Here is a 13,835-nt window from a genome sequence, read left to right as displayed (position 1 = left end):
GAGCGCTGGGCTGTCAGCCCGGCAGCGGTCCGGCGATGGCCGACCGCGATGGGGGCATCCGCTGCCGGGTGGAAGGTGAGGGGGCGTAGGGCAGACCCGCGCCGGGCGCCTCGCCGAATACGTGCAGGCTCAGCGCCGCCTCGCGTCCGGACAGGTTGCGGCATCGGTGCAGGCGCGACTGGTCGGCGTCGAACCACAGCGCGTCGCCTGGGCCGAGCCAGTGGCGCCCATGTGCCAGCGGCTCACCACCATCCGCCTGGCGGCGCCAGGCCTCGATCTCCAGCGCGCCGTGGAGGGGAATTTCCAGGCCCCAGCGCGCGCCGTGGTCATGCAATACGGAGGTGTGGTTGACCGGCCAGGCAATCAGCCACAGCTGCAGTTGCGCGGTGCCGGTGCGCAGCGGGCGGATGCGCGGGCCATGGGTGGTGCGGACGCGGGCGGCCAGCGCATCCAGGCCGTCGGGGTGGCAGCGCACGGCGCTGCCCAGTTCGCGGGCGAGGGTGGCCAGGTCGGGGTGTTCCCCTCGGCAGTGCGCCAGCGCGATGTGGCGCAGCGCCTTCAAGCTTTGCCTGTGGTTTGCCATGCGCGGGACCGTGCGGAAAACGGCGCCCAGTGGAGCATGGGCGCCGTTAAGTCGCAGTTACCCCCAAGTGGGTGATCTTGATAGGCTTTTCACAGCTGGCGCAGCTCGAAACTCACCGGTATCCGTGCCCAGGCGCGTACCGTGCGGCCGCCCACGCTGGCCGGCTGGAAGCGCCAGCGCGCGAGCACCTGCTCTTGCGCACTGCGATCGAGCAGCTTGTAGCCGCTGCTTTGCTCGACGACCGCCTGCACCGGCTTGCCTCCTTCATCCACCAGTACGCGCAACAGCACCGTGCCATGCATGTGCTGGCGGACCGCCTGCGGTGGGAACGCCAGCGGTGCGCTGCGGTAGGCCAGGCTGGCTTCGACCGGCGGCCCGGGCAGCGTCGCCGGCGGCGCTGCGTCCGTGTCCGATGGCGCGCTCGTGGGCAGGTGGATCGTCGGCGCGGCGACGCGCCCTTCGTCGGTTGCCGGCGGCGCGGTCGCCACGGGCGGCGCGATGGTCGGCAGATGCGTGGGCCGGGTCAGTGGCCTGACGTCGATTGGAGGCGGAGGCGGAGGCGGCGGCAGCGGCCTGGGTTTGGGCTCCTCGATCAGGCGCACGCCCAGGTCCGGCATGGCCAGGAGCAAGGCCGGCGGCGGCAGCGGCCGGGTGGCGGCGATGAACACGGTGAGGTTGATGGCCAGGGCCGCGCTCAGCGCGCTGATGCGGACGGGGTCGGGGTGGGCGTGCGTGCGGGGTGAAGCCAGGGTTGCGGACGACATGGCGATCCTCCTGAGCTTGGCGTGGCGCAGGCACGCTGCAAGGGCAGAGGGGATCGTGCCGGCGCGGCCCCAGCCTAGGCCTGCCGCTCTTCGGTGCGCAAGCATTCCCGCGGCAGGGCTCTTGCCGCACAATCGGCCGGCGCGGCCGCGGGGCCGCCGGGAGGCAGTCATGACGATGTGGAAACAATGGGGTGCCGCGGCGTTGCTGGCGGGCGCGCTGGCCATGGCGCCGGCTGCGGCGCACGCGGGTGAGATCTCTTGCAAGATGACCTTCTCGCTGTCGGGCTGGTCGGTGTTCTACAAGACCGCCAAGGGCAGCGGCACGGTCCGCTGCAGCAACGGCCAGAGCATGCACGTGAAGCTGCGCGCCAAGGGCGGTGGGTTGACCTTCGGCAAGACGCGCATCGACAACGGCATCGGCAAGTTCACCGGCGTCTACGACATCCACGAGGTGCTAGGCCACTACGCCAGCGCCGAGGCGCATGCTGGCGCGGTGAAGTCGGCCGGCGCGCAGGCGCTGACCAAGGGCAACGTGGGCCTGGCGCTGAGCGGCAAGGGCGAGGGCTGGAACCTGGGCGTGGCGTTCGGCGCGTTCATCATCGAGCAGTAGCTTCAAAGGGACGTTTAGACGTCCATTGCAAAACAGTGCGCGCGGGCATGGTAAGGTGCCGCTTCGGTCCTTCCCCGGAACTTGCCATGCCCGCGCGCTCCGCCGTTCGTCCGCCGCGCTACCGTTTCGGCGACGAGCTGGCCAGCACGCTGATCCACGGCGTCGGCATCCTGCTCAGCATTGGCGGGCTGGCGACGCTGGTGGCGTTCGCCGCGCTGCGCGGCGATGCACGGGCGGTGGTGGCCTGCGCGGTGTTCGGCAGCACACTGATCCTGCTCTACACCGCCTCCACCCTCTACCACGCCATTCCCGGCGAATTGCCGCGGCGGGTGCTGCGCACGCTGGACCACATCGCGATCTTCCTGTTGATCGCCGGAACCTATACGCCGTTCACGCTGATCGTGTTGCCGGGCGCATGGGGCTGGGGCCTGTTCGGCACGATCTGGGCACTGGCGCTGGCCGGCAGCGCGCTGGAGCTGGGGCTGCTGCGGCGGATCCGCACGCGGGCGCTGGCGGTGTCGATTTACGTGGCGATGGGATGGGTGGCGCTGGTGGCATTCGAGCCGCTGCGCACGCACTTGGCGCCGGGTGGCCTGGCGCTGCTGATCGCGGGTGGGGCGACCTACACGCTGGGGGTGCCGTTCTACCTGTGCCGGCGGCTGCCGTTCCACCACGCGGTGTGGCACGGTTTCGTGCTGGCCGGCAGCGTGCTGCACTACCCGGCGGTGCTGCTCTACGTCATCCCCGATTGAGCCGCTTTGCTCCCTCTGCCCTGCGGGGAGAGGGTTGGGGTGAGGGGCCGGGCTCGCGGGGAAGCCTGTTGGGGGTGCGTTTTGCTTGTCGTTCTTGGGGGGCGCTTCCGCGATTTGGCTCGCCTGCGGCGGGCTTCCTAGCGCCTGCCGGCGCTCGGGTCACTTTCTTTGCTGGCCAAAAGAAAGTAACCAAAGAAATGGCCTGGCTCAGCCCGGGGCGGGATAAGAGCTAGGTACCGCCTCGCCTTGCCGGGTTAGCGCCTGCTCTTAGAGGAGCTGCAGCCGCTATACCGCGGGCGCTCGAAAGTTACGGTATGGGAGGCATGCCGGTGCGCTTGACCGCATCGGCGGTAACAACTCTTTCTTTGCGTGCCGTCGTTCCGGCAAGACGGAACCTGTTGGTGGGCTTCAGCCCTACCAATCCGATACTTCACGCAACCATGAAACTTCGCCCCGCACTGCGACGGCCACGCCCCAGGGAAGCCATACCTTGCCCCAGCTTCCGAGCGCCCGCGGCGCTCGGGGGCTGGGGCAAAGGGAGCAGGCTTATGCGCGCTTTGCCCTCCCCTGCGAAGCAGGGGAGGGCAATCGAAGCGATTACTTCTTCTGCTTCTGCTGCGGAACGAACTGCGTCTGCACCGCTTCGGCCAGCTGGGCCGGGGGCAGCAGGCCCTGGCCGATCACGAAGTCGTTGAAGGCCTTGCGGTCGAACCTGTCGCCGAGCGCCAGCTCGGTCTGCAGCCGCAGTTGCTGCAGGCGCAGATAGCCGTAGAAGTAGGCGGTGGCCTGGCCGGGGCTGTCGAAGGTGTAGCGGTCAAGCTCCTCGCGAGCCAGGGCTTCGGACAGGCCGACGTCGTGGACGAGCACGTCGTGTGCGCGCTCGCGGGTGATCAGGCCCAGGTTGAGCATCGGGTCGAGGTAGGCGCGGGCGGCGCGCATCAGGCGCGCCTGCAGCGCGGCGAACTGGCCGGCCGGCGGCTCGTACGGGAGCATTTCCGACTCGGCGTAGAGTGCCCAGCCTTCCACGTTCACGCTGTTGAAGGCGAACAGGCTTCGCGCCAGCGACACGCCGCGCTCGACCATCGCGGCGAACTGCAGCTCGTGGCCGGGACGGCCCTCGTGCGCGGTCAGTGTCCAGGCGGCAGCCTTGAAGGTGAAGTCATCGTAGGCCTGGCTGTTGTCCTTGCCGTTGCCGGGGTTGCCCATGGTCAGCACGAAGGTGCCGCGCTCGCCGTGGTTGTTGAGGAACGGCGGCGGGTCCATGTGCGGTGCGGGCACCTGCGCGGCCTCGGCCTCGGAGGCGACGCGCATCTGCATCTGGCGCCTGGGCAGCGTGACGATGCCCTTGTCACGGATGGTGTCCTCGATGTGGCCGAGCACCTCGTGGTACCAGGGCTCGACCTGGTCGCGGCTGAGCTGCTGCTTCTTCAGCGCCTTGAGCACGTCGCGGTAGTCGGTGGCGTCGAAGCCCTCGGCCTTGGCCACCACCGGTGCCATCGTCTGCATCATGCCGCGCAGTTCCATGAACTCCAGCTCCGCCTGTTTCATCAACTGCTCGGGCGGAATGTCGATGCCGACCTGCTTGAGGTTGTAGGCGTACAGCGGCTCGGGCAGGCGGAAGTCGGCGCGCGCGCGCGGCAGCACGGTGCTGCGCACCCAGGCGTCGTAGTCGGCCAGCTGCTTGTCGAGTGCGTCCAGCGCGGCCTTGCCCTCGGGCGTGTCGAGCTTGTACTTGGCGAACAGCTTGCGGATGCCCTCGACGTAGCGGGGCGTGTTGGCGAGCTTCTGTTCGACCTCGCCCTTGTAGGGCCCCAGCAGCGACTTGTCGCCGAGCCGCGCCACCATCAGCGCCTTCGCCTCGTCCGTGACCGGCGTGCAGCCGGGCGCCTTGCCGACGTAGCACTGCAGGCGCTTGAGCGCGGCCGGCCGGCGCTTGGCATCGACGTCGTCCTTGAGCAGCGCGAACTCGCCACTGAAGACCAGCGAGCCGATGTCGTTGTACGGCAGCAGGTACTTGCGGTTCAGGTCGATGCCTTCGATCTGCTCGGCGGCGGCCTCGATCATGATCTGCAGGTCTTCGCGCACGTTCGGGTCCTTCTCCGTGGCGAGCAGCTTCTCCAGCTTGCCCTTGGCATCCACCAGCGCCGCGCGCGAGCGCGCGTCGATACCGGGCTTGAGGTCGGACACCTTCGTGTCGTATCCGGGCAGGCCGACCTGGGTGGCGAACTCCGGGCTGAAGCGGGCGATGGTGTCCAGCAGCACCTTGGCGTCGGCGTTGCTGCGCTGGACCCACGAGGCGGGGGCGGCCTGCGCGTGCAGGGATCCGGCAGCGGCCAGCGTGGCGGCCAGGGCGAGGGCGAGGGTCTTGCGCATGGGGTTTGGCTCCTTGGATGGCCGGCGCAGCGTACGCTGGCGCGATCGGACTATGCCTGTGCCGGAGGTCTACAGCAGCATGGCCAGGCCGAACAGGCCAACCATCAGGAACGAGAGCACCAGTTTGACCAGGGCGCCGGCAAGCAGCCCGACCCAGGTGCCGACGCCGACGTGCGCCGAGCGCAGCACGCTGGTGCCGGCGGAGAGCTCGCCCAGCAGCGCGCCTGCGAACGGCCCCAGGATCAGCCCGGGAATGCCCAGGAACATGCCGACCAGCGTGCCGAGAGTGGCACCCCACAAAGCACGTGGGCTGGCGCCGACCCGTTTGGCCCCCATCGTCCCGGCGACGAAATCGACCAGCACGCCGAGCGCCCCCAGCGCGCCGATCACCAGCAGCCATCCGGCGCCCAGGTGCCGGTAGCCGTCGACCGCGGCGACGAGCCAGATGCCGCCGAAGATCATCGGGATGCCCGGAAGGATCGGCAGCACCGTGCCGGCGAGTCCACCGACGATGAGCAACGCGGCGAGCAGGTAGAGCGCGATTTCCATCGGGACGTCTCTACGGAAGGACGATCACTGTGACGCCACCTTCCCGCATGGGCAAGCCGGGAGCGGCCGGCATCCGTTCTAGCCGGAGCGCAGTGTGGCCTGGCCAGGTGCGCCGCCGGCGCGCGCGCCGAACACCATCTCGGTGGTCCAGCCCAGCAGCATCGAGGTGTAGGCGCGCTGCCCATCCGGGCTCGACAACGCATGGTCGGCCTCGTCGATGATGCGGTAGGTGACCGAATGGGTGTGCTCGAAGGCGTTGCGGTAGCTGACGATGGCCGGATGCGGCACCAGGTGGTCGCGCCCCGATTCGACCACCAGCACATCACCGCGGAAATCTCGGCACGCGCGCAACGCGCGGTTGTCGTCCGGATCGAGTACGCGGCTGCGGTAGGCGTCCAGATCCTTGCGCGGCAGCGAGCGCTTCGGTTCGCTCCAGTCTTCGTCCCGATACAGCGCCGGCACGCGCAGTGCGAGCCACTTCACCGGGCGCAGCGAGGTCAGGATGGCGGCCAGGTAGCCGCCGTAGCTGGCGCCGACCACCAGGATCGAGTCCGGATCCACGTGCGGCTGCATGCGCAGGTGGTCGTAGGCTGCCACGACATCGGCGAGGTTCTGTTCGCGCGTCACGGTCTGCCGCAGGGCCTCGGTGCGCACGTGGCCGCGCATGTCGAAGGTCAGGCAGATGCAGCCCAGCGCGGCGATCTGCTGGGCGCGCCCCAGGTCGCGTTCCTGGCAACCGCCCCAGCCGTGCACGAACAACACGCCGGGGATGGTCGAGCCGGGCGCCAGCACGGTGCCGGCCAGGCGGGCGCCGTCGACGGCGATGTCGATCGTTTCGCTACGTGTGGTCATCGTCCTCCACCAGGGTGTACTTGAGCAGCGGGCCGCAGCCCGGGTCGACGCCGTGGAACAGCACCGTGGCGCCGGCCGGCACCGTGGCGTCGGCGCCGTAGCGCTCCTCGGTGCGCAAGCTGAGCCAGCGGCGACCGGGTTCGTCGCGGAAGCGCAGCAAGGCAGTGGCTTCCGCGCCGCTGGCGCCGCCGATGCGCCAGGAGGATTCGAGTACGCCGGCGTGCGGGCGGCCGGCATGGTCCTTGCCCTGCACCACGTCGTAGTTGCGGCGCGAGGCGAACATGCGCGGGAAGCACTGCCGTGCGGCCTCGTCGTAGAGCTGCGCCTGCGCCGCCGCCTCGCGCACGGGTGGCGGCAGCGGTTCGCGCAGCAGCGCGTCGAAACCACCGCGGTGCACGCGCAGGCTCGAGCCGCCGTAGGCGACGTCGCCACCGTTGTCGCGGGTCAGCCACTGCGTGCCGTAATAGGCGATGGTGTGGTAGCCCACGCGCACCTGGCCCACGCTCCAGGTGGTCAGGTCCAGCAGGTCGGTTTCCAGCACGATGCCATCGAGGGCCAGCGCGTCCTCGTCGAAGCCGGCGACGGTGGCGTCCAGTGCGCTGATGTCGGCGGCCACACGCTGGCCGCGGCCAGCGTTGCCTTGCGCCGGCTTGATGCGCACCGGGCCTGAGTGGAGCAGCGCGCGCCCGGCGCGGCGTGCATCGGCCGCCGCGAACGCGCTGTAGCCGGGCAGCACCACCGGTCGCACGCGCTCGGCGAAGCTGTCCGACCAGCCATCGGGCACGCGCGTGGGCGAATCGACCAGCGGATGGGTGATTGCCTTGGAGGCCGTCACGCGATCGGGCACCACGCCGCCGAACAGGTCGCCGGCACCGCGGATGCCGCAGGACCGGGCCGCATCGAGTCCGATCAGCACATCGCCCGGCACGAAATAGAGCGGGCCCGGGTAAGGCCGGCCCGGCACCCAGGCGCCGGCGAACTCGTAGCCCAGCAGCTCGGCCAGCTGCTGTGCGATCGCCTGGTGCGCGGCTGCTTCATGGGCGGAATGCGCGGCATCGCGACCCACGCCAAGGACCACGCTGCCGCGTGCGTGGCCTGCCAGGTGGGGCGGGATGCTGGACGCCACGGGGTCTCCGAACGGGCGCCGTCGGGTCGACGCCGATCCGCGGAGGCTAGTGGCGCAAGTGTGGACAGGCTGTTGAAGCTTGGCTGCCGACCCTACTTCTCGACGAATGCCCGCTCGATGACGTAGTCGCCCTGCTCGCGCGTGCGCGGCGAGGCCTGGAAGCCGCGCCCGTCCAGCAGCGCGCACAGGTCCTCCAGCATCGCCGGGCTGCCGCACAGCATGACGCGGTCGGTGGCGGGGCTGAGCGGCGGCAGGCCGGTGGCCTGGCTCATCACGCCATCGACGATGGCATCGGTGATGCGTCCGCGGTTGCGATAGGGCTCGCGGGTGACGGTGGGGTAGTAGATGAGCTTTTCGCGGACCAGTTCGCCCAGGTACTCGTGCCGCGGCAGTTCGTTTTCGATGTAGTCGGCGTAGGCCAGGTCGCTGACGTGGCGCACGCCGTGTGCCAGCACGATCTTCTCGTAGCGTTCGTACGTCGCCGGATCGCGCACGATGCTCATGAACGGCGCCAGGCCGGTGCCGGTGCCGAGCAGGTAGAGGTTCCTGCCGGGCTTGAGATCGTCCAGTACCAGCGTGCCGGTCGACTTGCGGCTGACCACCAGCGGGTCGCCGGGCCTGAGATGCTGCAGGCGCGAGGTGAGCGGGCCGTTGGGCACCTTGATCGAGAAGAATTCCAGGTGTTCCTCCCAACTGGCGCTGGCGATGGAGTACGCGCGCATCAGCGGCCGGCCGTCCACTTCCAGCCCAATCATCACGAATTGCCCGCTCTCGAAGCGGAAGCCCGGGTCGCGCGTGGCGCGGAAGCTGAAAAGGCTGTCGTTCCAGTGCCGCACGTCGATCACGTGCTCGGTCGCCAATGCCACCATGGTTGTGTTGTCTCGTCGAAAGCCGTCGCGCGGCGGCAGCCATGCGCGGGCGGGCCGGGGTTGTGGGAAAAACGCGCGGGCGGCGGAATGGGCTGCGCCTGGCGGACGCCGTGGAGGATGCGGCGGCAACTGCACAGGATACGTGATCCGCTCGCTGGCTGCGCGTCATGGCGTCGCCGGGTGCGCTGGCGCGATCGTCCATCCGCTGCGGACAGCCGGGTGATCGACCACTGCCGTGCGCGGGGCGGCTTCGCTGCGATGCCCCCACCCGTCCTCGCCCGAAGGGGCGAAGGCCAGCGGATTGGCGTGCGTCACCTGCTCCCGGTCCAGCGAGGCCGGGTACCTCGCCCGAGGGCTTGAAAAAAGGTCCGCTGCGGCTGTATATGCGGGCTGCGCCAGCGATCGAGCAGGAGCAGGGGTCCTGACCTGCTGGCGTGCCAGCCGTCCAGCGTGCCCGATCAGGCCGAAGTGTTCCGGCAGATCGTCGACGGACACGTCGCATCATCCGCTTCCTGTTTTTCCCGGCATGTCGAACAGACCGCCGGGTGCCGCCATCCGGTCAGGGACGTATCGCATGCAGACCCTGGAAGACAGCAGGATTGCCATCATCGGCCTCGGTTACGTCGGATTGCCGCTGGCCGTGGAATTCGGCAAGCGCTACGCCACGCTCGGCTTCGACGTCAATGCCGCACGCATCGACGAACTTCGCGCCGGCCGCGACAGCACGCTCGAGGTCGACGCCGCCGAACTGGCCGCGGCCACGCGCCTGAGCTTCAGCACCCGGCTGGACGACCTGCGCGCCTGCAACGTCTACATCGTCACCGTGCCGACGCCGATCGACTCGGCCAAGCGGCCCGATCTCACGCCGCTGGTGCGGGCCAGCCAGACGCTGGGCCAGGTGCTCAAGCCCGGCGACGTGGTGGTGTACGAGTCCACCGTGTATCCGGGATGCACCGAGGAAGTCTGCGTGCCGATCCTGGAGCAGGGCTCGGGGCTGACCTTCAACCGCGACTTCTTCGCCGGCTACAGCCCCGAGCGCATCAATCCGGGCGACAAGCAGCATCGCGTCACCAGCATCCTGAAGGTCACCTCCGGCTCGACGCCGCAGGTCGCCGACTTCGTCAACCGGCTGTACGGCTCGGTCATCACCGCCGGTACCCATCGCGCCAGCTGCATCAAGGTCGCCGAGGCGGCGAAGGTGATCGAGAACACCCAGCGCGACCTGAACATCGCCCTGGTCAACGACCTGGCGATCCTGTTCAACAAGCTCGGCATCGACACGCTCGAGGTGCTGCAGGCGGCCGGGACCAAATGGAACTTCCTGCCATTTCGCCCGGGCCTGGTCGGCGGCCACTGCATCAGCGTCGATCCCTACTACCTCACCCACAAGGCGCAGGAGGTCGGCCACCATCCGGACGTCATCCTGGCCGGCCGGCGCACCAACGACGGCATGGGTCCCTACATCGCCAGCGAAGTGATCCGGCTGATGGTGCGCAAGGGCATCAACCCAGTGAACGCCCGCGTGCTGCTGCTCGGGCTTGCCTTCAAGGAAAACTGCCCGGACCTGCGCAACACGCGCGTGGTCGACATCGTGCACGCCCTGCACGGCTACAACGCCCACGTGGACGTGCACGACCCATGGGTCAACGCCGCCGAAGCCCGGCACGAATACGGCCTGGTGCCGGTCGAGCAACCGGCACAGGGAAGCTACGACGCGGTCGTGGTTGCGGTCGGGCACCGGCAGTTCGTGGCGATGGGAGCCGACGGCGTGCGCGCCTTCGGCAAGCCGGCGTCGGTGGTCTACGACGTCAAGTACGTGCTGCCGCGCGAGGCGGTGGACGGGAGGCTGTGATGGCGACGCTGGATGCGCTGTTGCCGCGCCAGGTGCAGGCGCGGGTGCGGGAGGAGGCCGGGACGTGGCTGGTCACCGGGGCGGCGGGCTTCATCGGCTCGAACCTGGTCGAGGCGCTGCTGGGCCTCGGCCAGCGCGTGGTCGGGCTGGACAACTTCGCCACCGGGTACCAGCGCAACCTGGACGAGGTGGAACGGCTGGTCGGCGCCGAGGCATGGTCGCGTTTCCGCTTCATCCGGGCCGACATCCGGGAACTGGCGGACTGCCAGGACGCCTGCGCCGGCGTGCGCCACGTGCTGCACCAGGCCGCACTGGGTTCGGTACCGCGCTCGATCGAGAACCCGCTGGCCACCCACGCCGCCAACGCCACCGGTTTCCTCAACATGCTGGTGGCCGCGCGCGATGCCGGGGTCGGCAGCTTCACCTATGCCGCTTCCAGCTCCACCTACGGCGACGAGCCGAGCCTGCCCAAGGTCGAGGACGTGATCGGCCGGCCACTCTCGCCCTACGCGGCGACCAAGCTGTTCGACGAGCTCTATGCCGAAGTATTCGCGCGCTGCTACGGCTTCAGGGCGATCGGCCTGCGCTACTTCAACGTGTTCGGGCGGCGGCAGGACCCGCAGGGCGCCTACGCGGCCGTGATCCCGCAGTGGATCGCCACGATGATCCGCGACGGGGAGGTCCACATCAACGGCGATGGCGAGACCACGCGCGACTTCTGCCACGTGGCCAACGCAGTGCAGGCCAACCTGCTGGCGGCGATGGCCGCCGAGGAGCATCGCGACCGCGTCTACAACATCGCCGTCAGCCAGCGCACCAGCCTCAATCGCCTGTTCGAGGCACTGGTGGCTCAGCTGGCGGCCGAAGGCGTGCGCTACGGGAAACCGCCGGCCTATCGCGACTTCCGCGCAGGGGACGTGCGCCATTCGCTGGCCGACATCAGCCGCGCCGCCTCGCGCCTCGGCTACGCGCCTACCCATACCTTGCCCGAGGGCCTGCGCGAGGCGATGCCCTGGTATCTCCAGTTCATCGCGCAGCAGGCGGCGTGCCACGCCGGCTGACGGGCCGGGCTCCCGGATGATTCGGCCCGCCAGCCAGGACAACTTCGCCGACCGGGCGCAGCGTGCCCTGGTGGCCTCGGGCCTGGCGCCGCCACATGCTGGCGAAGTCAGCGTGGTGATGTTCGATACCTCCGAGTGGAGCGCCTTCCAAAGCGAAGCGTGCGGGTGGCTCCGCGACCACGAGCGCGCGCGTGCGGCGCGTTTCCGCTTCGATCGCGACCGTTCGGCCTACGTGCTTGCGCATGCGCTTTGGCGGGCGGTGCTGGCGGTTTCCCTGGCACGTGCTCCGCGCGAGGTGCCGCTGGATTTCCTGCCCTCCGGCCAGCCAAACCTTCCGGGCACGTCGCTGGCCACCAGCCTGAGTCACAGTGGTCCGGTCGCGCTCGTGGCGGTGGGCGTGGTGCGCATGCTGGGGGTCGATCTGGAACGATGGCCACCGCGGATTGCGCTCGATGAACTGCTGCCCGCGATATGCACTCCGGGCGAGGCGGAGGTGTTGGGCCGGCTGTCGCCCGGACCGCGCGAGCGAGCGCTTCTGCAGCTTTGGACGCGCAAGGAGGCGTTGCTCAAGGCATTCGGCACCGGCCTTGCGCAGGCGCCCGCGGCGTTCGGCGCGATGGCTGGTGAACCGGTGCGGCTGGCGTCGCATACGGAGGGACCGCCGTGCCGTGTCCTCGACCTTGCGCTTCCGGCGGGTCGGCTGGGTGCCCTGGCGACGTCGCTGGATATGGATCAGTACCGCCTGCTCGCTCCTCTGGCCGGGTAGGTCCCGGGCTGGAGATTTCACGCCAAATAGGCGTCCGAACTCCTGCGCAGGTCGCCAAAGCGTGAACGATTAGCCAATTTGAGGTATTGCGCAAATATTTCATCCATGCTATGGACAGCAACCTTTACGCAGCGTAGCCTTCCCCACCCCGCTGTACCGAATCTGCCGGACGGGGGATGGGGACATGCTTCGCTTTCTGCATAGACAGACCTGGCGCTGGCTATTGTTGCTTGGCGTTGCCGAGTCGCTGCTGCTGGGCGCCTCGATGTATGCGGCAACCTACCTGCGTTTCAGTACCCCGGACGAGATCCAGTACGTCCGCTACCTGCCGGCCCAGGCCGTGGTGTTCGCCGCCCTGATCATGCTTGGGCTGGGAGCGCTGGGCCAATACCAGACCTACATGCGTGCAGGCTGGTTCGGGCTGCTGGCGCGCCAGGCGATCGGCTTCGCGCTGGGCGGCTTCGCGCTCGTCGTGACCTACTACGTGATTCCGCAGGCCTACGTCGGGCGCGGCGTGCTGGGCATCGCGCTGGTGTTCGGCTTCGTGGCGGTCACCACGTTCCGTGCGGCGTTCCTGCGGCTGGTCGAGGTCGAGGTGTTCAAGCGCCGCATCCTCGTGCTGGGCGCCGGGGAGCGTGCGTCGCAGATCCACAATCGCCTGCGCCGCCGCTCCGACCGGCGCGGCTTTTCGCTCGTCGGTTTCCTGCCCACCCAGGGCGAGCCGGTGGCCGTACCTGCCGGGTTGCTGGTGGCGCCTGACCGGCCGCTGCGCGAATGGGCCGAGCAGCACGAGGTGGACGAGATCGTGGTGGCCGTGGAGGACCGCCGCGGCAGCCTGTTGATCGAGGAACTGCTCGAGTGCCGCCAGCTCGGCATCCTGGTCACCGACCTGACCACGTTCTTCGAGCGCGAGGCCGGCCGCGTGCAACTGACGCTGACCCATCCCTCGTGGCTGGTCTATTCGGGCGGTTTCAACGCCACGCCGGTGCGTCGCTTCAGCAAGCGCAGCTTCGACCTGCTCGTATCGCTGTGCGTGTTGCTGCTCACCTGGCCGCTGATGGTGCTGGTGATGCTCGCCATCCGCATGGAGTCAGGTCCCCGGCAGCCGATCTTCTACCTGCAGGAGCGGGTCGGGGCGCGTGGCCGCACCTTCTGGCTGGTGAAGTTCCGCAGCATGCGCACCGACGCCGAGATGGACGGCGTGGCGCGCTGGGCCTCGGCGGACGACGACCGGGTCACCCGCGTCGGCCGCCTGATCCGCAAGGTGCGGCTGGACGAGCTTCCGCAGATCTGGAACGTGTTCAAGGGCGAGATGAGCTTCATCGGCCCGCGGCCGGAGCGTCCGCAATTCGTCGCCGACCTCGGCAAGAAGATCGGCTACTACCACCTGCGCCACTGCCTCAAGCCCGGCCTGGCCGGTTGGGCGCAACTGCGTTATCCGTACGGCGCATCCGAGGAGGACGCAGCGGAAAAGCTCAAGTACGACCTCTATTACGTGAAGAACCACAACCTGCTGTTCGACATGCTGATCCTTATCCAGACGGTCGAGGTCGTGCTGTTCGGGAAAGGCGCACGGTAAGGCGAGGTACCCTGGCGATGTTCCGCGGTGTATCGAAATCCGTCGCCGGACGCCATCGGCATGCAAGACGTTCGTTGAGTGCGCGAGTCAAGCCACAGG

The 13,835-nt window shown here is 68.9% G+C and carries 13 protein-coding genes; 6 read left to right on the top strand and 7 right to left on the bottom strand.

Translation table 11 applies throughout. The features are described from left to right. Nucleotides 1–13 precede the first annotated feature (13 nt). Together BMZ38_RS13605 and BMZ38_RS13600 are read right to left on the bottom strand one after the other, a co-directional pair. Nucleotides 14–583, bottom strand: coding sequence for a cupin domain-containing protein (locus tag BMZ38_RS13605; protein WP_091338710.1), 570 nt, complete (start codon nucleotides 581–583; stop codon nucleotides 14–16). 89 nt (nucleotides 584–672) lie between these two features. Beyond that, nucleotides 673–1,347, bottom strand: coding sequence for an energy transducer TonB (locus BMZ38_RS13600; RefSeq protein ID WP_091338707.1), 675 nt, complete (start codon nucleotides 1,345–1,347; stop codon nucleotides 673–675). Between the two features lie 175 nt (nucleotides 1,348–1,522). Here BMZ38_RS13600 and BMZ38_RS13595 point away from each other — a divergent pair, with 175 nt between their 5' ends. Together BMZ38_RS13595 and trhA are read left to right on the top strand one after the other, a co-directional pair. Continuing rightward, on the top strand, nucleotides 1,523–1,957 hold the full coding sequence (locus BMZ38_RS13595; protein WP_091338967.1) for a hypothetical protein: 435 nt from the start codon (nucleotides 1,523–1,525) through the stop codon (nucleotides 1,955–1,957). Nucleotides 1,958–2,043: 86 nt separating this feature from the next. Beyond that, nucleotides 2,044–2,709 carry a PAQR family membrane homeostasis protein TrhA gene (trhA, locus tag BMZ38_RS13590; protein ID WP_091338704.1) on the top strand — a complete coding sequence of 222 codons (666 nt, stop codon included), beginning with the start codon at nucleotides 2,044–2,046 and terminating at the stop codon, nucleotides 2,707–2,709. A 597-nt stretch (nucleotides 2,710–3,306) separates the two neighbouring features. Here the strand turns inward: trhA and BMZ38_RS13585 are convergent. The 5 genes from BMZ38_RS13585 to BMZ38_RS13565 form a co-directional block, all read right to left on the bottom strand. After that, a complete protein-coding gene (locus tag BMZ38_RS13585) occupies nucleotides 3,307–5,082 on the bottom strand; it encodes a DUF885 domain-containing protein (protein WP_091338701.1) in 1,776 nt (591 codons plus the stop codon). Between the two features lie 69 nt (nucleotides 5,083–5,151). Next, entirely contained in the window at nucleotides 5,152–5,631 is a 480-nt protein-coding gene (locus BMZ38_RS13580; protein ID WP_091338698.1) for a DUF456 domain-containing protein, read from the bottom strand. A gap of 78 nt (nucleotides 5,632–5,709) precedes the next feature. Next, a complete protein-coding gene (locus tag BMZ38_RS13575; protein WP_091338695.1) occupies nucleotides 5,710–6,483 on the bottom strand; it encodes an alpha/beta hydrolase family protein in 774 nt (257 codons plus the stop codon). Next, on the bottom strand, nucleotides 6,470–7,609 hold the full coding sequence (locus tag BMZ38_RS13570; RefSeq protein ID WP_175483740.1) for a DUF3182 family protein: 1,140 nt from the start codon (nucleotides 7,607–7,609) through the stop codon (nucleotides 6,470–6,472). The genes BMZ38_RS13575 and BMZ38_RS13570 overlap by 14 nt, the downstream gene beginning before the upstream one ends. 92 nt (nucleotides 7,610–7,701) lie before the next feature. Next, nucleotides 7,702–8,478 carry a ferredoxin--NADP reductase gene (locus BMZ38_RS13565; RefSeq protein WP_091338690.1) on the bottom strand — a complete coding sequence of 259 codons (777 nt, stop codon included), beginning with the start codon at nucleotides 8,476–8,478 and terminating at the stop codon, nucleotides 7,702–7,704. A 574-nt stretch (nucleotides 8,479–9,052) separates the two neighbouring features. Here BMZ38_RS13565 and tviB point away from each other — a divergent pair. The 4 genes from tviB (at nucleotide 9,053) to BMZ38_RS13545 (ending at nucleotide 13,736) form a co-directional block, all read left to right on the top strand. Then, nucleotides 9,053–10,330 (top strand): Vi polysaccharide biosynthesis UDP-N-acetylglucosamine C-6 dehydrogenase TviB, encoded by a 1,278-nt coding sequence (gene tviB / locus BMZ38_RS13560; protein ID WP_091338687.1) that lies wholly within the window; start codon nucleotides 9,053–9,055, stop codon nucleotides 10,328–10,330. Further along, nucleotides 10,330–11,391 (top strand): SDR family oxidoreductase, encoded by a 1,062-nt coding sequence (locus BMZ38_RS13555; protein WP_091338685.1) that lies wholly within the window; start codon nucleotides 10,330–10,332, stop codon nucleotides 11,389–11,391. The genes tviB and BMZ38_RS13555 overlap by 1 nt, the downstream gene beginning before the upstream one ends. A gap of 118 nt (nucleotides 11,392–11,509) precedes the next feature. Next, nucleotides 11,510–12,157 carry a 4'-phosphopantetheinyl transferase family protein gene (locus tag BMZ38_RS13550; protein ID WP_245747258.1) on the top strand — a complete coding sequence of 216 codons (648 nt, stop codon included), beginning with the start codon at nucleotides 11,510–11,512 and terminating at the stop codon, nucleotides 12,155–12,157. Between the two features lie 184 nt (nucleotides 12,158–12,341). Further along, nucleotides 12,342–13,736, top strand: a complete 1,395-nt coding sequence (locus BMZ38_RS13545) for a TIGR03013 family XrtA/PEP-CTERM system glycosyltransferase (protein ID WP_091338679.1) — start codon at nucleotides 12,342–12,344, stop codon at nucleotides 13,734–13,736. Nucleotides 13,737–13,835: the final 99 nt, after the last annotated feature.

Source organism: Frateuria terrea, assembly GCF_900115705.1.
Lineage (GTDB): Bacteria > Pseudomonadota > Gammaproteobacteria > Xanthomonadales > Rhodanobacteraceae > Frateuria_A > Frateuria_A terrea.
This window is presented reverse-complemented; position numbering and strand designations above follow the sequence as displayed.

Coding starts and splice junctions, on each gene's coding strand:
- trhA (WP_091338704.1), top strand. CDS start 2,044: ATGCCCGCGCGCTCCGCCGTTCGTCCGCCGCGCTACCGTTTCGGCGAC.
- BMZ38_RS13555 (WP_091338685.1), top strand. CDS start 10,330: ATGGCGACGCTGGATGCGCTGTTGCCGCGCCAGGTGCAGGCGCGGGTG.
- BMZ38_RS13580 (WP_091338698.1), bottom strand. CDS start 5,631: ATGGAAATCGCGCTCTACCTGCTCGCCGCGTTGCTCATCGTCGGTGGA.
- BMZ38_RS13585 (WP_091338701.1), bottom strand. CDS start 5,082: ATGCGCAAGACCCTCGCCCTCGCCCTGGCCGCCACGCTGGCCGCTGCC.
- BMZ38_RS13605 (WP_091338710.1), bottom strand. CDS start 583: ATGGCAAACCACAGGCAAAGCTTGAAGGCGCTGCGCCACATCGCGCTG.
- BMZ38_RS13600 (WP_091338707.1), bottom strand. CDS start 1,347: ATGTCGTCCGCAACCCTGGCTTCACCCCGCACGCACGCCCACCCCGAC.
- tviB (WP_091338687.1), top strand. CDS start 9,053: ATGCAGACCCTGGAAGACAGCAGGATTGCCATCATCGGCCTCGGTTAC.
- BMZ38_RS13575 (WP_091338695.1), bottom strand. CDS start 6,483: ATGACCACACGTAGCGAAACGATCGACATCGCCGTCGACGGCGCCCGC.
- BMZ38_RS13550 (WP_245747258.1), top strand. CDS start 11,510: ATGTTCGATACCTCCGAGTGGAGCGCCTTCCAAAGCGAAGCGTGCGGG.
- BMZ38_RS13545 (WP_091338679.1), top strand. CDS start 12,342: ATGCTTCGCTTTCTGCATAGACAGACCTGGCGCTGGCTATTGTTGCTT.
- BMZ38_RS13565 (WP_091338690.1), bottom strand. CDS start 8,478: ATGGTGGCATTGGCGACCGAGCACGTGATCGACGTGCGGCACTGGAAC.
- BMZ38_RS13595 (WP_091338967.1), top strand. CDS start 1,523: ATGTGGAAACAATGGGGTGCCGCGGCGTTGCTGGCGGGCGCGCTGGCC.